The organism is Paracoccus yibinensis, from assembly GCF_030846195.1.
Lineage (GTDB): Bacteria > Pseudomonadota > Alphaproteobacteria > Rhodobacterales > Rhodobacteraceae > Paracoccus > Paracoccus yibinensis.
In genome coordinates this window covers 37,871-58,565 of record NZ_JAVCWH010000009.1, presented here as the reverse complement: position 1 = coordinate 58,565, position 20,695 = coordinate 37,871, and the positions used below count along the sequence as shown (strand labels likewise).

At 60.0% G+C, this 20,695-nt stretch carries 23 protein-coding genes; 17 read left to right on the top strand and 6 right to left on the bottom strand.

What is annotated here, in order from left to right:
• Window positions 1–6: 6 nt before the first annotated feature.
• Window positions 7–1,365 carry an MBL fold metallo-hydrolase RNA specificity domain-containing protein gene (locus RAH32_RS16205; RefSeq protein ID WP_103174173.1) on the top strand — a complete coding sequence of 453 codons (1,359 nt, stop codon included), beginning with the start codon at window positions 7–9 and terminating at the stop codon, window positions 1,363–1,365.
• The gene (locus RAH32_RS16200) at window positions 1,362–2,891 is read left to right on the top strand and encodes a thymidine phosphorylase family protein (RefSeq protein WP_103174174.1); all 1,530 of its coding nucleotides are present in this window, start codon (window positions 1,362–1,364) and stop codon (window positions 2,889–2,891) included. Before RAH32_RS16205 ends, RAH32_RS16200 begins: the two co-directional genes overlap by 4 nt.
• A gap of 374 nt (window positions 2,892–3,265) precedes the next feature.
• On the opposite strand, the gene dmeF is transcribed toward RAH32_RS16200, so the two are convergent.
• Together dmeF and RAH32_RS21680 are read right to left on the bottom strand one after the other, a co-directional pair.
• Window positions 3,266–4,114 carry a CDF family Co(II)/Ni(II) efflux transporter DmeF gene (gene dmeF, locus RAH32_RS16195; protein ID WP_425589733.1) on the bottom strand — a complete coding sequence of 283 codons (849 nt, stop codon included), beginning with the start codon at window positions 4,112–4,114 and terminating at the stop codon, window positions 3,266–3,268.
• Window positions 4,111–4,563 carry a metal/formaldehyde-sensitive transcriptional repressor gene (locus RAH32_RS21680; protein ID WP_425589732.1) on the bottom strand — a complete coding sequence of 151 codons (453 nt, stop codon included), beginning with the start codon at window positions 4,561–4,563 and terminating at the stop codon, window positions 4,111–4,113. Before RAH32_RS21680 ends, dmeF begins: the two co-directional genes overlap by 4 nt.
• A gap of 78 nt (window positions 4,564–4,641) precedes the next feature.
• On the opposite strand from RAH32_RS21680, the gene RAH32_RS16185 reads away from it, so the two are divergent.
• Window positions 4,642–5,097 (top strand): c-type cytochrome, encoded by a 456-nt coding sequence (locus RAH32_RS16185; RefSeq protein ID WP_103174175.1) that lies wholly within the window; start codon window positions 4,642–4,644, stop codon window positions 5,095–5,097.
• A 53-nt stretch (window positions 5,098–5,150) separates the two neighbouring features.
• Here the strand turns inward: RAH32_RS16185 and RAH32_RS16180 are convergent, their stop codons facing one another.
• The 3 genes from RAH32_RS16180 to RAH32_RS16170 form a co-directional block, all read right to left on the bottom strand.
• Window positions 5,151–5,570 carry a c-type cytochrome gene (locus RAH32_RS16180; protein WP_103174176.1) on the bottom strand — a complete coding sequence of 140 codons (420 nt, stop codon included), beginning with the start codon at window positions 5,568–5,570 and terminating at the stop codon, window positions 5,151–5,153.
• Between the two features lie 74 nt (window positions 5,571–5,644).
• The gene (gene copM, locus RAH32_RS16175) at window positions 5,645–7,153 is read right to left on the bottom strand and encodes a CopM family metallochaperone (protein ID WP_205049078.1); all 1,509 of its coding nucleotides are present in this window, start codon (window positions 7,151–7,153) and stop codon (window positions 5,645–5,647) included.
• A 134-nt stretch (window positions 7,154–7,287) separates the two neighbouring features.
• Window positions 7,288–7,713 carry a hypothetical protein gene (locus RAH32_RS16170; RefSeq protein WP_103174178.1) on the bottom strand — a complete coding sequence of 142 codons (426 nt, stop codon included), beginning with the start codon at window positions 7,711–7,713 and terminating at the stop codon, window positions 7,288–7,290.
• A gap of 320 nt (window positions 7,714–8,033) precedes the next feature.
• Between RAH32_RS16170 and RAH32_RS16165 the strand changes: the two genes are divergently transcribed.
• From RAH32_RS16165 to RAH32_RS16115, 11 genes are all read left to right on the top strand, one after another.
• Window positions 8,034–8,450, top strand: a complete 417-nt coding sequence (locus RAH32_RS16165) for a hypothetical protein (RefSeq protein WP_146038686.1) — start codon at window positions 8,034–8,036, stop codon at window positions 8,448–8,450.
• Between the two features lie 283 nt (window positions 8,451–8,733).
• Window positions 8,734–10,152 carry a TolC family protein gene (locus tag RAH32_RS16160; protein ID WP_306609199.1) on the top strand — a complete coding sequence of 473 codons (1,419 nt, stop codon included), beginning with the start codon at window positions 8,734–8,736 and terminating at the stop codon, window positions 10,150–10,152.
• Window positions 10,149–11,516, top strand: a complete 1,368-nt coding sequence (locus tag RAH32_RS16155; protein ID WP_103174181.1) for a multicopper oxidase family protein — start codon at window positions 10,149–10,151, stop codon at window positions 11,514–11,516. The genes RAH32_RS16160 and RAH32_RS16155 overlap by 4 nt, the downstream gene beginning before the upstream one ends.
• Window positions 11,517–11,550: 34 nt before the next feature.
• A complete protein-coding gene (locus RAH32_RS16150; protein ID WP_103174182.1) occupies window positions 11,551–12,021 on the top strand; it encodes a cupredoxin domain-containing protein in 471 nt (156 codons plus the stop codon).
• An 18-nt stretch (window positions 12,022–12,039) separates the two neighbouring features.
• Window positions 12,040–12,321 (top strand): copper-binding protein, encoded by a 282-nt coding sequence (locus RAH32_RS16145; protein ID WP_103174183.1) that lies wholly within the window; start codon window positions 12,040–12,042, stop codon window positions 12,319–12,321.
• Window positions 12,322–12,347: 26 nt separating this feature from the next.
• Window positions 12,348–12,629 carry a hypothetical protein gene (locus RAH32_RS16140; RefSeq protein ID WP_146038687.1) on the top strand — a complete coding sequence of 94 codons (282 nt, stop codon included), beginning with the start codon at window positions 12,348–12,350 and terminating at the stop codon, window positions 12,627–12,629.
• Between the two features lie 46 nt (window positions 12,630–12,675).
• Complete coding sequence (gene copM / locus RAH32_RS16135) at window positions 12,676–13,164, top strand: CopM family metallochaperone (RefSeq protein WP_103174184.1); 489 nt, start codon at window positions 12,676–12,678, stop codon at window positions 13,162–13,164.
• A gap of 143 nt (window positions 13,165–13,307) precedes the next feature.
• Complete coding sequence (locus RAH32_RS16130; RefSeq protein WP_103174185.1) at window positions 13,308–15,638, top strand: heavy metal translocating P-type ATPase; 2,331 nt, start codon at window positions 13,308–13,310, stop codon at window positions 15,636–15,638.
• Between the two features lie 30 nt (window positions 15,639–15,668).
• Window positions 15,669–16,148 (top strand): DUF411 domain-containing protein, encoded by a 480-nt coding sequence (locus RAH32_RS16125; protein ID WP_103174186.1) that lies wholly within the window; start codon window positions 15,669–15,671, stop codon window positions 16,146–16,148.
• Window positions 16,149–16,178: 30 nt separating this feature from the next.
• On the top strand, window positions 16,179–16,718 hold the full coding sequence (locus RAH32_RS16120; RefSeq protein ID WP_103174187.1) for a L,D-transpeptidase family protein: 540 nt from the start codon (window positions 16,179–16,181) through the stop codon (window positions 16,716–16,718).
• Window positions 16,719–17,046: 328 nt separating this feature from the next.
• Window positions 17,047–17,712, top strand: coding sequence for a L,D-transpeptidase (locus tag RAH32_RS16115; protein ID WP_103174188.1), 666 nt, complete (start codon window positions 17,047–17,049; stop codon window positions 17,710–17,712).
• A 45-nt stretch (window positions 17,713–17,757) separates the two neighbouring features.
• On the opposite strand, the gene RAH32_RS16110 is transcribed toward RAH32_RS16115, so the two are convergent.
• Complete coding sequence (locus RAH32_RS16110) at window positions 17,758–18,021, bottom strand: hypothetical protein (RefSeq protein ID WP_103174189.1); 264 nt, start codon at window positions 18,019–18,021, stop codon at window positions 17,758–17,760.
• Window positions 18,022–18,231: 210 nt separating this feature from the next.
• On the opposite strand from RAH32_RS16110, the gene RAH32_RS16105 reads away from it, so the two are divergent.
• The 3 genes from RAH32_RS16105 (at window position 18,232) to RAH32_RS16095 (ending at window position 20,594) form a co-directional block, all read left to right on the top strand.
• Entirely contained in the window at window positions 18,232–18,891 is a 660-nt protein-coding gene (locus RAH32_RS16105; protein ID WP_103174190.1) for a L,D-transpeptidase, read from the top strand.
• A gap of 59 nt (window positions 18,892–18,950) precedes the next feature.
• On the top strand, window positions 18,951–19,520 hold the full coding sequence (locus tag RAH32_RS16100) for a c-type cytochrome (RefSeq protein WP_306609191.1): 570 nt from the start codon (window positions 18,951–18,953) through the stop codon (window positions 19,518–19,520).
• A gap of 309 nt (window positions 19,521–19,829) precedes the next feature.
• Window positions 19,830–20,594: a DsbA family protein gene (locus tag RAH32_RS16095; RefSeq protein ID WP_103174192.1), complete on the top strand. Its 765-nt coding sequence runs from the start codon at window positions 19,830–19,832 to the stop codon at window positions 20,592–20,594.
• Window positions 20,595–20,695 lie beyond the last annotated feature (101 nt).

Sequence of the window (20,695 nt, the reverse complement as noted above, 5' to 3'; positions counted from 1 at the left end):
GTCATCATGCTGACGCTAACCTCTCTCGGCGGCGCAAGTACCGTCACTGGCTCCAAACACCTCCTCACCAACGGCGACAAGCGCATCCTGATTGATTGCGGCCTCTTCCAGGGGCTCAAGAACCTGCGCGAGTTGAACTGGACGCCGCTGTCAGTGCCGCCGTCCAGCATCGATGCCGTGGTGCTCACCCATGCCCACCTCGACCATTCGGGCTATCTCCCGCGACTGGTGCGCGATGGATTCAAGGGTCGGATCTATGCCACCGCGGCGACGCGTGACGTGGCCGAGTTGATCCTCAAGGATAGCGGATTTCTCAACGAGAAGGATGCCGAATACGCCAATCGCAAGGGCTTCTCCAAGCACAAGCCGGCGCTACCGCTTTACGGTGTGGGAGATGTGGAACGGGCGATGGAACTTTTTACAGTTGTTCCATTCGACCAGCCATTTCAGCTTCCCGTTGGCGCGATCCTGACGTTCCGCCGTGCCGGCCACATTCTCGGTGCGGCCAGCGCCGATATCGAATGGGGCGGCCGACGCATCGCGTTCTCGGGCGATCTCGGGCGGTATGGCGATCCAGTACTGCCCGATCCGGCTCCCGTAGCCGACGCTGACTACATTGTCGTCGAATCAACCTACGGCAACCGCATTCACGATCCCGCCGACACAACCGAAGTGCTGGGCGAGGTTATCGAGCGAACTGCCGGCCGCGGGGGCACTGTAGTCATCCCCGCCTTCGCAGTGGGTCGTGCGCAATCTATCCTTTATCATCTCTGGAAGCTTCGCGCGGCAGGCAGGCTCCAGGCGGTGCCGATCTATCTCGATAGTCCGATGGCAATCAACGCCACGGACCTGCTTCACGCACACAGCGAGGATCATCGCTTGACTCATGATGAATGCACGGCGATCTGTGCAGTCGCCACTTATACCCGCGACGTCGAAGCCTCAAAGGCGATCACTGCCAACGTCTGGCCCAAAGTCGTGATCTCTGCCAGCGGCATGGCGACTGGTGGCCGCGTGCTTCATCACCTTAAATCCTTCGCGGGCGATCCGAAAAACACGATCCTGTTTTCCGGATTCCAGTCTGCCGGAACCCGGGGCCGCGCAATGGTTCAGGGCGCGCAGGAGATCAAGATCCACGGTCATTGGATACCGGTCAGGGCGGAGGTCAAAAATCTGTCGGTGCTCTCGGCCCATGCCGACAGCAACGAGTTGATGCGCTGGCTTCTGGAGTTTCGGCGCGAGCCGTCACGCGTCTTCATCGTTCACGGTGAGGACACGGCATCCGAGGCACTGAGGATCCGGATCGACCGCGAACTCGGCTGGAATGCCACTGTGTCCCGCCAGGATCAGGTGTTCGATCTATGACCACGCTCCACTCTTCTCCCGGACCAGAGCAGGCAACGCTTCGTGTTCGGCGTCTGCGATTGCACACCCAACACCAGCCGGTTGTCGTCATGCGGACCGACTGTCATGTTTGCCGCGCAGAAGGGCTTTCTGCGCGCTCGCAGGTCCTCGTTTCCGGCGGTGGCCGGGAACTGCAGGCAACGCTCTTCCAGGTGGAGGGCGATGGGCAACTGGCCCTCGATGAAGTCGGGCTTTCCGAAACGGCCTGGGAGATGCTGGGGATCGCCGAGGGCGCAGAGGCCCGAGTCACGCATGCACCCGCGCTCGAGTCGCTGGCAAGCGTTCGTCGACGCATCTATGGCAACCGGCTCGACGCGGCTGCCTTCACGGGGATCGTGCAGGACGTGGTCGCCGGCCGTTACACGGATGTTCAACTGGCTGCGTTCCTGACGGCGAGTGCGGCTTTGCCGCTCGACGAGAACGAGACCGCCTACCTAACCGGGGCAATGATTGGGGTCGGCGATCGCTTGCAATGGGATGCCCCTGTTGTCGTCGACAAACATTGTGTAGGCGGCCTGCCGGGGAACCGGACTACTCCCATCGTCGTGGCGATCGTCGCAGCCAATGGGCTTGTGATGCCAAAAACATCATCACGAGCCATCACCTCGCCCGCAGGCACCGCCGATACGATGGAGGCCCTCGCTCCCGTCGACCTCGACATCGCTGCCATGAAGCGCGTGGTCGACGCCGAAGGAGGGTGCATCGTCTGGGGCGGAGCGGTCCATCTTAGCCCGGCTGACGACATCTTCGTACGCGTTGAACGCGAACTCGACGTCGATATGGAGGGCCAGCTCATTGCCTCCGTCCTCTCCAAGAAAATCGCCGCGGGAGCCACCCATGTCGTCATAGATATCCCCGTTGGACCCACCGCCAAGGTGCGCAGCGAAGCTGCGGCATCTCACCTTTCCACGCGGATTATGGCAATCGCCTCCCGGTTCGGCGTGAGTGCGAAATGCCTGCAAACCGATGGGTCGCAGCCGGTCGGTAGAGGCATCGGTCCCGCGCTCGAAGCGTTCGACGTGCTGGCCGTTCTGCAGGATGCGCCTGGCGCGCCGGATGATCTACGCATGCGCGCCGCCATATTGGCAGGCGCAGCACTCGAGATCGGCGGGAAAGCCGAGACCGGGAAAGGTTTGGCGCTCGCGCTCGAAACACTGGCCGACGGACGTGCCTGGAAGAAGTTCGAGGCGATCTGCGAGGCTCAGGGCGGGATGCGCATTCCACCCAAGGCGGTCCATGTCCATCCGCTGGAAGCACCACATGCTGGACGGGTTGTTCAAATCAACAACCGCAAGCTTTCCCGACTTGCCAAGCTTGCAGGCGCACCGGAAGCCAAGGCAGCCGGCATCCACATGAAGGTTGGCTTGGGTGATCGGGTGGACAGTGGACAGCCGCTTCTCCACCTCCACGCGGAGACGCCCGGCGAACTGGCATACGCGATCGATTACGCTGCGCAGGCCGCCGACATAATTGAGATCGAGGCATAAGTTGGTCCCTGGTCAACATCGAGGCGTAGCGCGTCTCTCTCATGCCCCGCCACATCTAGCCTGAGCCTGAAAATCGCATGTCCGGGCGCGTCCGAGAACCCCTGCAAACTCGGAAATCCCTGAGAACGCTCTACGTGTGCCGCATGTTCGCTGCGGCTGATGGTGACGACCGGCAGCATATACTGCGGACACTGGAGCGCCGAAGGGAGGCCCTTATGGTCCTCACCATGCTTTCTCTCTTAGGCTACCCGCTCGACTTCAATCGTCAGGTGCGACAGATCGTGGATATGTGACAGGCGAGCGCGGTAAGCTGCGGGTTCCTGCGGGTCTGAGGAACGGAGCGCAATAATCGCACCGTGATGACCGGGACCAAGTTACCAGACATGCAGATCTGTCACCTGATCGGTCCCCGTCTCGATTGCAGCCCGGATCTCGTCTGGCAAATCCTCGTCGTCGGGCATGTAGTCGAGCAGCACCCGGCCGGTATCGCGGATCAGCCCCCAGGACCAGCGAGCGATCACCAAGGCGCCGACAATACCCATGGTCGGATCGAGCCAATTCCAGCCATAGAGGCTGCCCAGCGTTAACGCCGCAATGGCCAGCACGGAGGTCAGCGCGTCGGCCAGAACGTGGAGATAGGCGGCCCGCAGATTGTTGTCGGTCACATGCCCCTGCTGATGGCCGTGCTCATGGACATGATGATCATGCCCGTGCCCATGAGCATGGCCGTGACTGTGCCTGTGTCCATGATGGTGATGGCCATGATCATCGCGAAGCAACCAAGCACAAAGAAGGTTAACGAGCAGTCCGATCACGGCCACGGCAATGGCTTGGCCGAAGCTGATGGCAATCGGGCTGTAGAACCGCATCAGGCTTTCCCAGCCGATCAGCAGTGCGATCAGTGCCAGCACGACCGCACTCGCAAAGCCTGCCAGATCCCCCATCTTGCCCGTGCCAAAGGTGAAGCGGGGATTGCGGGCGTTGCGACGGGCATAGCGGTAAGCGAGTGCGGCAATCAGCATCGCCCCGGCATGGGTTGACATGTGCCAGCCGTCGGCGATCAGCGCCATCGAGCCGAAGATACTGCAGGCAGTGATCTCGACCACCATCATTGCGGCCGTGATGATGATGACCAGCCAGGTCCGGCGTTCGTTACGCTCGTGATTGTCACCGAGGTAAACATGCTCGTGCGGACTCGCTAGGCGCGAGGCTTGAATGTTCATTTGAGATAGGTCCTGATGATGTCGATCAGTTCGCCGGCGGCCTGCCCGCGTGCGACGTCCTCATCCCGATCCGGGTTCGAGACATGCACGCGAATATGATCCTCGATCAGCTCTGCGGTCAGGCCGCCGACCGCGCCACGGATGGAGGCGACCAGGTTCAGGACCTCGCCGCAGGGAGCGTCAGCTTCCAAGGAACGCTCAACGGCCTCAATTTGTCCTTTAAGGCGGCGGACGCGGGCCAGGAGCTTGGCCTTGTGCTTTGTTGTATGACTCATAGTATAGGGGGATACCCTATTTAAGCTACAACGCAAGTCCGAATGCTGCAGACTTGACCTGATCAGCCCGTCGTTAATGGAACCTCGAACGGAAAGCCTTTCATCTTTGGCAATCAGGCGCAGCTGCGTGTCATGGAACATCTTGCCAAGCTCGGTTACGATGCTGCTCGTCAACGCCTCGCATCTCTTTGGCCGTCAATGGAGGCGGGTGCGGAGGTTGACCTTTGATCACACGCGAGCAATTCTCCAGAGATGCCGATAAACGCCTCGCCTGCTTTTGCTGTTTGGGTGAAATGGCTGCTTGCCTTGGCATTCGTCTGTGCGGCTGTCTGGACAGCATGGACTTACAGCAGACATCAAGGGCTGCAGCGGGGGTCCGAGCTTTATGCCGCACATTGCGCGGCATGCCACGGAACTCAGCTGGAAGGTCGACCTGACTGGCAGATCATGGGGGAAGACGGGGTTCTGCCCGCCCCACCTCATGACGAGACGGGCCACACCTGGCACCACGACGACGCGATGCTGACTGACTATATCCGCCGGGGCGGTCAAGCCGTCCTGGATGACATGGGCGTTCGCATGACATCCGGCATGCCGGCGTTTGGCGCCGTTCTGGAGGATGACGACATCGCCGCCATCCTCGCCTTTATCAAGTCCAACTGGCCTGCGCGGATACAGGCTGTCCAGACAGAGCGGAGTGGTGGCTGAGTGCCCTCCTGGAGGCAGTCCCAGAGATGGGCCTGCCGCAAGTATGCCTTTTTTCACATGATGCCGTTCGCCACCTGAACCTCCCGGACGAACCTGATGATCTGGGCCAGCTCCGCATCGGTAACATCCGGCACCGGCGCCATGTTTCCAAAGGTCCAATGATGCGCGCGCACGCCGCTGCGCGCAGCCATTACAAACGCCATGTCGCTGTGGTGGCCAGGCTCGTAGATCTTGTGGATGAGCGGCGGCGCGAGCCCTGCCTTTCCTTCGGCGTTGGTGCCGTGGCAGGAAGCGCAGTTTTCCACAAACGCCTGCTGGCCGGCCCGGGCCTCGGTCGACAAGGTGGCCGGTATCGTCACGACGGCAAGCGCTTGGCCGTTTTCCGCCAAAGGCTGGCTGTCGGGGCGATCCGACAGCCACCAGGCGCCACCCGCGACCAGAACGGCAACCGCCCCAATCCAGAACGTCCTCATGTCATTTCCTGCGGTGATCTCGTGATGAAGAACTCAGTGGCGCCGGAAATTCCGGCGCCACCTGCCGCAAGGCGTTAGCGTGAATGTCCATGCACGATGCCGTTCGGGCCATCGCCGACCGGCACGGTCGCCACCACCTCTTGCCGCTGGGCATCGATGATCGAGACGCTGTCATCGCTGATGTTTGTCACGAACACGAAAGCTCCGTCAGACGATACCCATACGCCATGCGCGCCAAGGCCGGTCTTCACCGTCTTCGTGACTTGGCCGCTCTCAGTGTTGATCACCGACACGGTATCATTCGGGGCTGCCTCAGAGCCCTGGTTCGCAACATAGACATACTTTCCGTCCGGCGTGGCCATGAGCTGGATCGGACCCGGTCCGACGTCGATCTTGCCTTCGACCTCGCGCGACGCGGTATCAATCACCGCCACGCGATCTTCATCTCGCAGCGAGACATAGGCGCGCGTGCCGTCAGGGGTGAAGCCGACCTGCACCGGGGCCGCACCGACCGAAATACGCGCCGCCTCGTTGAGGCCTTGCGTGTCGATGACCGAAACCGACCCATCCTCGACATTGGCCACGTAAAGCTCGGCACCGTCAGGGCTGAGCCGAAGGCCATGCGGATAGGCGCCGGTGCCGATGCGGGCAACGACCTTGCCTTGTGCCAGGTCAACGACCGCAATTTCGTTGCTGCCCGACACCGAGGCAAAGGCGCGGCCATTCCGGTCGGCCACGACATGGGCAGGATGTGAGCCGATCTCGACTGTCGTAGCCGGTTTCGCCAGATCGCGCAAATCGAGTATCACCAGAAGACCTGCCGCATCTCCGTCGTGCCCATGCCCCTCCGAGTCATCATTGCCGGAGGCCGGCGTACCCACCGCCAGAAGAAGGCTCCCGTCAGGCGTAAGGTCCACATTGTGGGGTGCCACGGGTATAGCTACGTCGTTGACGGTTCCGGTGGCCAGATCGAGGGCGCTGATCGTGCTGCCGCCTTCGTTGGCAGAATAGACGGTGCCGCCTGTCCGACCGAGATCGAACGATGCCGAGCTGCCATTCTCGGACAGCCAGTTCTCCATTTCGGCAATCTCGCGCTCCTGGGCCTCGATAACCTGGGCTGCCCAAACCTTTGTCTGCGGATCGTCGCCGTGCTGCTGCACAACGCGGGCCATCTCGATCGCACCCTGATGATGCGGGATCATGCCGCGAACAAAGGCGATGTCCGGATCATCGGCCATGACGCCCTGCGCCATGGGCGCATGCATCGCGTCCATGGCCTCGATATAGGCCTGCGTGAAAGCGGGGGCGTCCTTGCTGACCGGGGTTGCCGCAACAGGCGAAGACGTAGCCATAATGGCCTGCATCATCTTCTGCATGGCAGTCACGCATTCGGCAGACATTCCCTGCATCATGGTCGAGGATGGACCGTTCATGCTCTCCATCGGCATTGCCGGTGCGGTTGGCGCAGCAACCTGCCCTTGCTGCTCGGCAGGATGGTGAGTTCCATGCTCGCCCTGGGCGAGGGCAGCAGCGGGTAGCACCGCTGCCAGACCCAAGGAAAGGGCAATTGCAGTTCGTTTCATTGATTTATTCCTGTGCTCTGGAGGAGCGGCGTCACGCATGGACGCACGGCTCCTTCCGAAATCTGGATTTCAGGGGACAGCGATCTCAGCCGATGGGCTGAAGCAGCCGCGAGACATGCGTCCCGCCGGCGCCTTTATGCAGCCGCGAAGGAACGCGGCGGCCGCAGGAGCCCCCAACCTGTCCGACCGAGAGGGTCCGACCAGATTTTGAACAGGAAGTCTCCGCCGACAAACGGATCGGTCAGCGTTTGACGAGGCAGAACGATAGAGAGGGTGCAGAGCTGGTCGCAGTTGTCGCCATAGGCATCCAGCCTGTCCGCATCGGCACCGCAGTGATCCGAGGAGGAAAGTCCAAACTCGCCCGCAGCCGCGTCAGAAGGTTGGCAATGGTGATCTGCCGCCGCCATTGCCAAGTGGTCATGGCGTATGTGCGCGCCCATCCCGGCATGCGCCGTTGTCTGCAGGATCAGGACGGCAAAGGCTACCATCAGGATGGCAGTGGCGGCCTTCCGCAGCCAGTCCTGCAGGCTTAGCCTGAGAGATCCAGCCTCAGCACTCATAAGGATAATCCGATTTCAGGGCCCGGCATTCGTGTCAAACCCCCTGCACGACCGCGAACAAGAGCGCATGGATACCCTTCAGACGCCCCCGGCAGTTGATCGTGGTTGGTCAGCACCCTGTGCCTCATGTTGCTGCGCCCTTTCTACTCCTCATATCAGGCCAAAGACAGTCAAGTGGAAGATGGGAGCGACAAAGTGCCGCGACCACGTTGCATCCGGCGGACCCATTCCCGGCTATCAGCGATAACGTTCCTGTCAGCCAAACCAAAATTCTGTTGTTGCGACGGCTCCGCGGATTTATTCGGGTAAGAATGTCGAGCTTGCTGCGCCAGCTTGTTACCGTGTTTGTCGTGACGATTGTCTCGGCCAGCTTCGCTATATCGTCAGCCAAGGCGGCGATGGCACTGGAATGTGAGATTACATCGGCACGGGCAGTTTCCGATACCTTCACCAACCAGCTGGCCGCATTGAACCAGGATAATCCTGGTCATGATGACATCGCGACCGACACTGAAAGCGCCGCTCATCAGCACCAAGGACATGCTGAAGATAATGATGCGTCCAAGGACGCTCATGCTTCTCATTGCAAAGCGCACGCCTGTCCTTCGACGGCGCTCCCCCCTTTCAACAATGTCATGCCGGCCACTGACGTCGGGCAGACCTTGGCCGTGATCCAGCCGGAATCATTGGTCGAACTTACGGTCCCGGAAGGTCTCCGCCGCCCTCCGCGAGGCTGATCCGAACGATGCTTGTTGTGGCCTGACCAGGTCGCAGCCCCCATCATTCTGATCTCAAGCGGAACCCAAACCTCATGAAACCGATCTTCACGGCGGCTTTGCCGCTGTTGGCAGCCGCGTGTGCGCCGCTTCCACCCCTGGATATGTCTTCTCCTCCCGCGGCAGATGCCGCAGGCCCCGTTTCAATCGCTCCGGTAGGACCAACGGTCAATTATACAGCGCGGCAGGTCAGGGAACCTGCGGACTGGACCACCCTGAACTCCGATCTGACCGGGGGTGGCGAATGAGAAAGTTCGTGTTTTTCTCCCTGGCCGCCGTTCTGATGCTGTCGGCTTGTGCCGATGTCGCGACAATGAAGAAGGCCAGCGACCAGCGAGCCGGATTTGCTCCGGTCTCCGATCTCTCTCGCCGCGCCGCAGGTGCCGATGCGGTGTGGTTGCAAAGCCCTGCTGAACGGGAAGCGAATGCTCAGCGGGTTCGTGCCATGGCTCACCGCAAGACGCTGAGTGCCGATCAGGCGGTCCAGATCGCGCTGTTGAACAACCCTGGACTTCAGGCGCGATATGCCGAACTGGGGCTGTCAGCGGCCGACCTTTGGGAAACCGCTCGTGGTCCGGTTCCTTCGGTAGGACTTTCGGTGTCCGGGTTGGCGGGCGGCGATGTTACCCGCTCGATCGAGGCAACGCTCATTTCGTCGATCCTTGACATTGCCACCCAGAAGCCCCGGACAAGGGCGGCCGAACTTCGCTTCCGGCAGGCTCAATTGGCGGCAGCGGGCGAAACCCTGGCCTTGGCACATGAAACGCGGCGCAGCTGGATCGAAGCCGTCGGGGCCTTTGAAGCGGCAGCTTTGATTGGCCAGTCTCAAAGTACCGCCAATGCGGCGTCAGAACTGGCCTCCGAACTGGGAGCCACAGGCGCGATGAGCCGCGCCGATCAGGCACGTGAGCATGCCTTCACCGCCGAACTGGCCGCAGAGCAAGCGGCAGCCAAGCTGGAAGCACAGCTTGCCAAGGAAAAGCTGGTCCGGCTGATGGGCCTGTGGGGCAGCGGGACCGACTTCTTTGTTCCTGATCGCCTGCCAGCACTGCCCGGAGGGGCGCCGGGCCGAGCGGACATCGAACGATCGGCTCTGGCCAATCGCGTCGATCTGGCTGCCGGACGCCTGGAGCTGCAGGCCATTGCCAGCCGCTATCGTCTGGACGGGCAGACCCGGATGATTACGGATGCAGGGTTTGCCACCGGCGTGGAAATCGAACGCGAAGGCGGAGAATCTGAGCGCTCCCCCGTGGTGGATATTGAGTTCCAGATCCCGGTCTATGACACCGGCGGGCTGCTCTCGCGCCGTGGCAGCCTGGAATACATGCGATCCGCCAATAGTCTGGCCCAGGCGGCTGTTGATGCCCGCTCTGAGGCCCGTGCAGCCCATACTGCAGTCACCGGAAACTATCAGATCGCCCGCCATTGGCGAGACCAGGTTCTGCCTCTGCGACGCGAGATCAATGAACAGGCGCTTCTCAGCTACAACGGCATGCTGACCTCGACCTTTGAATTGCTGAACGACGCTCGTGAGCAGCTGGAGTCGGAGCTGAGCGCTGCCGAGGCAAAGCGCAATTACTGGTTGGCCGAAGCCGATGCGACCGCAGCGATTTGGGGCGGGGCGACAGGTGGAAGCGCAAGCGAGGAAGGGGAAGAGGAATGATGAACCGCAGAGCAATGCTGGGCGCGGGGATCGGTGCCGGTGCGGCCGCACTGACCGTAAGTGCGGGGATGGCACAAACGCGGTTTCGCGATCTGCCGGAAGCGGCGAGTACCGATAGTCCCTATACCCAGATACCGCCGCGCCCGACGACAGGCATCGAATACAACCCCATCGTCACGCTGAACGGCTGGTCGCTGCCCTACCGGATGAACGGGAACGTCAAGGAATTCCACCTTGTCGCCGAACCCGTCGAACGGATCATGGCCGACGGGATGGTGGCTCGCCTTTGGGGCTATAACGGCCAGTCCACAGGCCCCACGATCGAAGCCATCGAGGGCGAACGGGTCCGCATCTATGTTACCAACCGCCTGCCCGAACACACCTCGGTTCACTGGCATGGGCTGATCCTGCCATCCGGCATGGACGGGGTGGGGAACTTGAGCCATCCCTCCATCCCGGTCGGCAAGACCTATGTCTATGAATTCGACTTGGTGAAGTCGGGCACGTTCATGTACCACCCCCATGCCGACGAGATGGTCCAGATGGCCATGGGCATGATGGGGCTCTTCATCGTGCACCCGCGTGATCCGGCCTTCATGCCGGTGGACCGCGATTTCGGGATCCTGCTGGCGGCCTATGACATCGATCCGGGCACCTACATCCCGCGTGTCGCCGAGATGACGGACTTCAATCTCTGGACGTTCAACAGCCGAATTTTCCCGGACATTGATCCGTTGGTCGTCAGCAAGGGAGACCGGGTGCGGGTACGTGTGGGCAACCTGACCATGACCAATCACCCCATCCATATGCACGGCTATGATTTCGAGGTGACATGCACGGACGGTGGATGGGTTCGGCCCGAGGCCCGTTGGCCGGAAGTCACCATCGACATTCCGGTAGGATCCATGCGGGCCTATGAGTTCAACGCCGATCATGTGGGTGATTGGGCATTCCATTGCCACAAGTCGCACCACACCATGAACGCCATGGGCCATGAACTGCCCACCTTCATTGGTGCCAACAAGGCCCGTGTGACGGAGATGATCCGCAAGCACCAGCCAGGTTATATGCCAATGGGGACCGCAGGCATGGCGGACATGGGCGAGATGTCCATGGAGATCCCTGAAAACACGATCCCGATGATGACCGGTTGGGGTCCGTTCGGGCCCCTGGAAATGGGGGGCATGTTTTCTGTCGTTAAGGTGCGCGAGGGGATCGCGCCCGACGATTACTCGGATCCGGGTTGGTATGAGAACCCTCCCGGTACGCAGGCCTGGGAATGGACGGGTGAGTTGCCCGAACATGCCAGCAACGACAGCCCCCGAACCATCCTGACGCCCCGTGGCGGCAATCGGTTGGGCTGACCCTCACTATCGAGCAACAATCAAGGAAAATCTGATGAAATCGTTGATGCTGGTAACTGCTGTTGCCCTCTTCCCGTCCTTTGCACTGGCGGCAGGAACCCATGAAGGCGGTCATGACTACGCTGCGGGCGCCCCGGCAACCGACGGTGAGATGAAGACCGTCGAGGTGTCCATGCGGGAAACCGATGATGGCGCCATGGTCTTCGAACCCAAGGAACTGTCATTCGCAGCTGGCGAGACTGTCCGTCTGGTCATCACCAACAAGGGTGAACTGGAGCATGAGTTCGTCATGGATACGGTCGAAGCCAATGCCGAGCACAAGGAACTGATGGCCAAGTTTCCTGAAATGGAACACGACGACCCGAATGCAGTCCGCCTGCAGCCGGGCGAGACCGGAGAGATCCTCTGGACCTTTACGAATGCAGGTGAATTCGAATTCGCCTGCCTGATGCTGGGCCATTACGAGGCCGGCATGCACGGCCCCTTGAACGTCACCAAATCCTGAAAAAGCGAGGACGAAACCATGAAACTGATCCAATTGACCGCAGCTGCCTTGATTGTTTCTGCTGGAGCCGCTTTCGCGGATACCCACATCACGGACGGAACCGTCACCAAGATCGACACCAAATGGAACAAGGTGACGGTGGATCATGAGGAGCTGAAAAACCTCGATATGCCGGCCATGAAAATGGTGTTTCAGGTGGCAGAGCCGGAGATGCTTGAAAAGCTCAGCGAAGGCCAAAGCATCCAGTTTGCTGCCGATCGCGTGAACGGCAAGCTGACGATCACCGAAATCCTCGAATAATGACCTCTAACCTTATGGCAAACAAAATGAAAAATATCTTCGTGGCCGCTCTGACCGTGGCCAGCATCGTGGCAGGTTTCGCTCACGCGGAGGAAGCAAGTCACGGCACGAGAGGTTCTCAGTCAGATACAGGGGGGGAAAGGAGTGTTTCTGCAAATGATCCTGCGGAGAAACCAGAGCCCTTTGCGAGTTCGACGAGCCTGACAAACACAATTCCTGTTCCTGCAGGTCGGATCATGTCCAACACGGAATTAAACAGGGCAGGATTGAAGCCGGATGACGTGATCATGCACGTATCGGTTTTCTGAATATCAGCTTACCCTGACAACCCGTATCTAAGTTGGGAGAAGACCCATGACTTACGTTAAAACGCTTGCCGCATTGGCGATCGCTGTAACCACCGTCTCGAACCCCCTATTCGCACAGGAAGCTGAATTTAAGCTCCCAGAACAGTGCGCTGCATCCACTAGTTCGGACCAGATGCCCTCTAGCGGCATGCATGGTTCCTCAATGGCCTCCAGCGATCAGGCCGATGGGATGGGCTCCGGGATGATGGGCATGGGGGGCATGAAAATGGAAGACATGCCCGAGCATGTTCAGGACAACATGCGCAAGATGATGGCCACGATGCCGGCCATGCACCAGGGCATGATGAATGAAGATGCCGACGTGGCCTTTGCCTGTGGGATGATTGCTCATCACCAGGGCGCCATCGACATGGCCGAGGTTCTGCTTGAACACGGGAAAAATGAGCAGATGCGCGCGCTTGCAGAAGAAATCATCACGGCACAGGTTGGCGAAATTGAACTGATGACAACCTGGCTCAGCGAAAACGCCAAGTGATATTGCGCCGGCCGCGCGGTTCCGATCGCGCGGCCACACCGGCGTTTCTTGCTATTTTCCGTTCCTGCCAGGCGGGAACCACGCAAGGGTTTCGCCATGACATTGAGACCGGAACGCGCGCCCTAGACCAAGGAAAGACCGATATGGAACACCAGCACCATAGCGCAGCGGCAATTCCGGACGGTGCGCTGACCGCCATCGACCCTGTCTGCGGCATGACCGTCGCGGTCGGCCCCGAGACGCGCAAGGCCCAATTCGGCGGCAAGACGTTTCACTTCTGTTCGACGAAATGCGAAGCTTCCTTCAAGGAGGACCCCTGGTTCTATGCCAGTGGCCGCGCCCAGGGCCGCAAGGCCGCACAGCCCACCGGCACGACATGGACCTGCCCGATGCATCCGCAGATCGTCCGCGATGCCCCCGGAAACTGCCCGATCTGCGGCATGGCCCTGGAGCCAATGCTGCCGACCGGCGGCCCTAGCCCCGAACTGGCGGAATTCACCCGGCGGATGTGGATCAGCGCCGCTGCGGCCATTCCCCTGATCGTCCTCACCATGGGCGAACTGGTCAACCTTCCGGTCCGGGATTGGATTGGACATCGCCTGGCGTCCTATATCGAGTTCGCTCTGGCCACGCCGATCGTCCTATGGGCCGCCGCGCCGTTTTTCCGACGAGGCTGGGAGTCGATCAAGAACCGCTCGCCCAACATGTGGACACTGATCTCGCTCGGGGTCGGTGCGGCCTATCTGTATTCCATCGTCGCCACCTTCCTACCTGGGCTTTTCCCCGAAGAATACCGGATGGGCCACGGCGTCGGTACCTACTTCGAGGCCGCGGTCGTGATCGTGGCGCTGATTTTCGTGGGCCAGGTGCTGGAACTGCGGGCGCGCGAACGCACGGGCGATGCGATCCGGGCGCTTCTGGACTTGGCCCCGAAGACCGCGCGCCGGGTTCTGGACGACGAGACCGAATACGACGCCCCGCTGGAAAATGTCATGGAAGGAGACCGATTGCGCGTGCGGCCCGGCGACAGTGTGCCAGTGGATGCCACGGTGATCGACGGTCGGTCCTCCGTGGACGAAAGCATGATCACCGGTGAACCGGTTCCTGTCGAGAAAGGCCCCGACGATCCGGTCACGGGCGGCACGATCAACAAGAACGGCAGCCTTGTAATCGAGGCGCGGCGCGTGGGCGCCGATACCGTCCTGGCGCAGATCGTCGAGATGGTTTCAAACGCCCGGCGGTCGCGCGCCCCGATCCAAGGACTGGCCGACAGGGTGTCCTCGGTGTTCGTTCCAACGGTGGTGGCCATTGCCGTCCTGTCCTTCGTGGCTTGGCTGGTCTGGGGACCGGATCCAGCCCTGGTCTTTGCGGTCGCGGCCGCCGTGTCGGTGCTGATCATCGCCTGCCCTTGCGCGCTTGGTCTGGCCACACCGATCTCGATCACCACGGCGGCCGGTCGCGGGGCACAGGCGGGCGTCCTGATCAAGGATGCGGAAGCTCTGGAGCGTATGGCGGCGGTCGATACGTTGATCGTGGACAAGACCGGCACCCTGACCGAGGGGCGGCCAAAGCTCACCGATGTCATCAGCCTGGGTGACATGGGCGAAGAGGAACTGCTTGCCGTGGCTGCGGCCCTGGAGCGCGGGTCTGAACATCCGCTGGCCGAAGCCATTGTCGAGGGCGCGGCGTTGCGTGGAGTAAAGATGCAGTCTGCCGCTGATTTCGAGGCCATTACCGGCAAGGGGGTGCAGGGTACAGTCCAAGGGCGGACCGCGGCCTTGGGGAACGCGGCCATGATGGCGGTCCTCGGACTGGACTCTGCCTTGGCCGAGGCACGAGCCGACGCACTGCGCAGCGAAGGCAAGACCGCCATGTTCGTTGCCGTTGACGGCCGGCTTGCCGGGATTGTCGCCGTTGCCGACCCAATCAAGGCCTCGACCGCCGAGGCGATCCGGACCCTTCACCAGCTTGGGCTGCGTGTCATCATGGCCACGGGCGACAACCAGCGAACCGCCGAGGCCGTCGCCGCCAAGCTGGGCATCGATGAGGTGCGCGCCGGCGTCCTGCCCGAGGACAAGAAGAACCTCATCGATGCCTTGCGCAAGGATGGTGCTGTGGTGGCCATGGCAGGCGACGGCGTAAACGACGCCCCTGCCCTTGCCGCCGCCGATGTCGGCATCGCCATGGGCACCGGGGCGGATGTCGCGGTCGAAAGCGCTGGCTTGACGCTGCTCGGAGGGGATCTCATGGGCGTAGTCCGCGCCCGGCGCCTGGCCAAGGCCACGCTACGCAACATCAAGCAGAACCTGTTCTTCGCGTTCGTCTACAACGCCGCCGGTGTGCCAATCGCGGCGGGACTGCTTTATCCCCTGACCGGCATGCTGCTGTCGCCGATGATCGCAGCAGCGGCGATGAGCCTGTCGTCAGTCTCCGTCATCGCGAATGCCCTCCGGCTCAGGCGGGTCGCGCTCTGAGCCAGTCGTCCACCTTGGAAAGGACATGAAATGACCCTTGAGAACCTTTCACGCCGAACAATCCTGACTTCGGGCGCGGGGTTGCTCGCCCTATCCGCCCTTCCGGCAAGAGCGCGCGGCATCGACAATCAGATGCTTGTGGTGAAAGACCCCAACTGCGGGTGCTGCGCGGCCTGGATCGAGATTGTCGAAGCCGCAGGTTTCGCGGTCACGATTGAGCTCAGCGCCGGAACTGCGCTGATGCGTTACAAATCCGACAACGGCATCCCGGAGGCGATGGCTTCCTGCCATACGGCACGGATTGGGGGCTACATGCTCGAAGGCCATGTGCCGGTGGCCGACATCCGCCGCTTGCTGGAAGACCGGCCTGACGCCATCGGCCTAGCCGTTCCTGGGATGCCATACGGCTCACCCGGTATGGGACCCGAAAGCGAACGCGAGGCCTATGATGTTGTGCTTATTCGCAAGAACGGGACAAGCGAAGTCTTCACGCATTACCCCGCTGCATAGTTTTCTGAATCTTTTGAAGAATATACCTCAATGTCCAATTTTAGCCGCCGCCACCTTTCCCTGGGGATGATTGCCGCTCTTGCCGCATGCGGAAGGTCTGGATCGTCCAACCGCCCGGGTGACGTTCCTGAGTTCAAACATTACTTCGGCCCTCCTGTTACACAGGTGGTGGTCCAGAAGGCACAACGCAGAATGCACCTGCTCAGCGGAAAGACCGTCCTGAAGTCGTATGATGTTGGCCTGGGCATCCAGCCTGTCGGTCACAAACAGTTCGAGGGGGACGGGAAGACTCCCGAAGGGCTTTACTTTGTGGACCGCTTCAACCCGCGCAGCCGTTATCATCTGTCTGTGGGCATTTCCTACCCAAATGAGCGGGACAAGGCTTATGCCGCACAGTTCGGCCGCGATGCGGGCGGCGACATCATGTTCCACGGCCGTGGCCCAGAGGGCCGAAAGCTGGCGCCGAAAAATCGGGATTGGACAGTTGGCTGTATCGCATTCACCGATAAGGAGATCGAAGATGTCTACGCTATGCTGCAGCTCCGCACTCCTGTGATGATCTATGCATGACCAAAACAGCGAGATTAGCCCTCCCGGCCCCTGTTCCGTTATACAGGGCTGCGGCCGTACTATGCTCATGGCTTTCTGCGAATGCGCGTGACAGTTTTGCACCTGCAGCTCACGTCTCCTTGGTTCGCATCGTTGCCCCTGAGCGAAACGGCATTGGTACGAAGAAGCTTGGTGCTGTCAGTCAATAGCCTGCGGCAGGCCGCCGACCTTGAATCGCATTGGCGATAGCACAAGCGGATTTGATCTCAAAACTTCAGAATGGCGGGCTGAGCAGGTGCGTTGAAAGCATGGGTCGGAAGGACACTAGACAATAATAGGAGCGTAACAAATGTTGACAAGACGACACTTCATTTCCACAAGCATGGCGCTGTTCTCGGCAACTATCTCCGGTCCTTCGTTTGCGGCATCATGGCCGACTGAAGAACAAAAGGCTGCTTGGGACGCACAGATTACGCCTGCCGGTTACAATCCGGGCACGTCCAATCCGTGGGGTTTGCACCCACGTTTCTTACCCCAAAGGGTAAGGGCCAATGACGGCTTGGTACCGGGTGACATCCATGTGGATGCTGTGGCGAAGTATCTTTACCACATTGAGGCTGGGGGAACTGCGATGCGCTATGGCGTAGCCATCGGACGAGGGGATCTCTACGAACCAGGGGTTTATACGATTGAGCGAAAGGTCGAATGGCCTCATTGGACGCCAACGCAGAACATGATCAATCGGGAGCCGGAGATCTATGCGCAGTTCGAAGGGGGAATGGAGCCCGGTCCCGAAAATGCCCTCGGCTCACGAGCTCTCTACCTCTATGTCGGCCGCAAGGATACTTACTTACGCATCCACGGAACCCCCTTTCCCAGAAGCATCGGCACCAGCGCCAGTTCTGGCTGCGTGCGGATGGTGATGGCGCATATCAACGATCTCTATTCAAAGGTGGAAATCGGCTCCACTGCGTTTCTCTATTCGGTCGCGGAAAGTGTAACTGCGCGGAGCTAGGCCACACCTTTGCTGATTGCGGCTTGGCCATACACCCGACTAGCTTCAGGTTTGCGACTGCATGCAAATTGGACGGCCCTCGGTCGTGGTCAGCGGAAGAAGTGTTGTTTCCACCTGCCCATGATGCTCGTACCAATAGCAATTATCTTCTGGGAGAAGACGGGCCGATGCAACGTCCTGCCCCGGGGCAACCAGTGCGACGAGGTCTGCGGGAAGATTATCGGATCCGACCTCTGTCCTGGCTGTCATATCTGTACAACCGGCATTGATCAGGACCACTGCCAAGATGATGAGGAATTTGTTTTTCATTTACGTCTCCTTGTCTGGTTTGCCTTATTGGAGCCTTCCTTGCACTCGACAGCGCAGCGCACAAGCTCGACAGCTGTCAACAGCAGGGGTCGCAGCTGGAACGCACATGATCTTGATCTACGCGGCATTTCGTCTCCTTGGCCAAATGCCCGGGAGCGGGTACCATTTTGTAATTACTGAATAAGATTATCAGAAAGAACGAGGCAGTAAATGATTCCGAAAGATACAGGTAGCGACCGACGCCGTTTTCTAGGTGGCCTTCTGGCCACAGCGGCGGTTCTGCCAGGCGGCGCCCTTCTGGCGCAGGGTTCTGACCCTAATACTGGGCAGCCTCTCTATGGCGCGCGCCCATCCGGTGGTGCGCCCGATCTCAGTGCCTATCAGGTCGATCCAACTGCGGATCCCCGGCGCAATCAGTCGTCGTTTCGCGCGAGACACTGGAGCGAGTTTTACCCGAGTTTGGGTAAAGGAGTGATCCTTGCAGATGTGACTTCGCGTGCAGTGCATTACTGGTCGGGTGATGAATCAATCAACCTGGCTTTCCCGTGCTCTATCCCTGTCACTGAAGATCTAACCCGCCGGGGCAAAACTGAAATTGTCAGAAAAGCAAAAAATCCGCCTTGGACACCAACGCCTAGCATGCGGGAAAAGGATCCCAATCTGCCGCAGCGAGTAGAAGGCGGAGATCCAAGCAATCCTTTAGGACCGTATGGTCTTTACCTATCATGGCCAGCCTACTTGATTCATGGCACTCATGACACGCGGAAAATCGGTCGGAAATCCTCCAATGGCTGCTATGGCCTGTATAATGAACATATTACTCGGCTCTACGAGGTGGCAGAAGTCGGAACGCAGGTGACGGTGTTCTAGAAGCCTCCTTGCACAGCCGCCACAGCTCGTGTTGGGAATGTGAAAACGCATGATCTCTCTTGAGCTTGCCGGTGTCTGACAAGATGGGAACTGCCCGCACGGAGGTTCAGGGCGGCGTTCCAACAACAGCTTTCAAGGTTGATCTTTGCGCAAATGGGCACAATTTGACACGCATGAGACGAAGCTATCTGCCTGCCATCCCAAAATGGGCGATATGCCTGCTTGTCGTCGGCTTTGCTACCGGAGGCGGTTGGGTGGTGTGGGGTTATGGCAAGACAGTCGATCTGCAACGGGGGGCTCAACTTTATTCCGAACACTGTGCAGTATGCCACGGTGCCCAGCTCGAAGGGCAGCCCGACTGGCAGATTGCGGATGAAAACGGCATTCTTCCTGCCCCGCCGCACGACAGGTATGGCCATACCTGGCATCACGACGACGCTATGCTGGAAGATTATATCCGCCGGGGAGGTCAGGCAGTCATAGATGACATGGGGGTGAGCATGACATCCGGCATGCCTGCTTTTGGCTCGATCCTGAGCGATGACGACATTGGCACCATACTTGCGTTCATCAAGTCAACTTGGCCCAGGCGAATTCAGGCTATTCAAGCCAGTAAAAATGATGGCTAGGCGACGCGGGACTCAGAATAGTTATTTTCTGCGGATCATAGAATGCTTTCGCATCACAACCTGTTCCGGTGTCGACTTCAACGCCATGGGCAGCTCAGCGATGACGTGCCCGTTGGTCCCGGAAAACCGCTCGGGGCGCAGGCGCTTTGCCTCTGCCGTGACGGGAAGGGTTTCCTATTGCCCCGTCCATGGCGGGCTTGAGCCTTGGACGATTAGGCGACCGGTGCATAACGGCGGCATGGAGGTGCTGAACGACTGTGCTATCCGGATCGACGAGCGGGTCCTGCCCGGAGTTCAGGTGGCTGTGACATGACGATCCGGCGACGTGATGTATTCGTTTTTGGGGGCATTGTCGCTGCAATCTATGGATTGCGTGCGCTTCCCTGGGAGCAGTTGACAGGCCGCGGCCTTGCTTATGTCGAGATCGAAGACGTGCCGCCCTTCCGGCGCCTGAAGTCCGAGGGGCAAACGTCCTCCGCATCCATTGCGCTGATTGGCCTTGACGGACCCTCGGATGATGCTGAGGCGCGCCATGCGCGGATGGAGGCCATGCGCGCAGACCCCTGCCCCGCCCTCTTTGGCACCGACCTTCCGAGCGGTGTCGTTCCGATTGCTTATTTCAGCGAGTTTCGCTGCCCCTTCTGCCGTGCGCTTGAACAGGATCTGGATGACTTACTGGCTGATGACCGCGCCGCCTATCGACTGGTGCAGCATGAGCTTCCAATTTTTGGGCCGGCATCTGAACTTGCCGCCCGCGCTTCGGTCGCGGCCGCACGGCAAGGCAAGCAGCAGGACCTACGGCGCCGCTTCATGCGAACGCCGCTCGTCGCCAACCAGTCTTCGATATTGCGTGTGGCGTCTGACCTTGGCCTGGATGTCGAACAGCTTGCGACGGATATGGCCTCACCCGAGGTTCAGGCCGAACTTGATCAAACGCGTGCTTTGGCCGATCTCTTCGGCTTTCTCGGCACACCTGGCCTTGTGATTGGTCGGACCGTCTTGAATGGTGCAATCCCTCTTTCGGTGCTACGTCAGATTGCGAAGGACGAGAAAATCCTACCGCTCCCATGTTGATAGGACAAAAACACCCGCTCTTTTGTTGATTAGGTGTTCCCTTCTCGCCCGGTCTATCGTGTCCAATACCAAGGTGAGCGTCGTTCCTGTACTATTCGGGT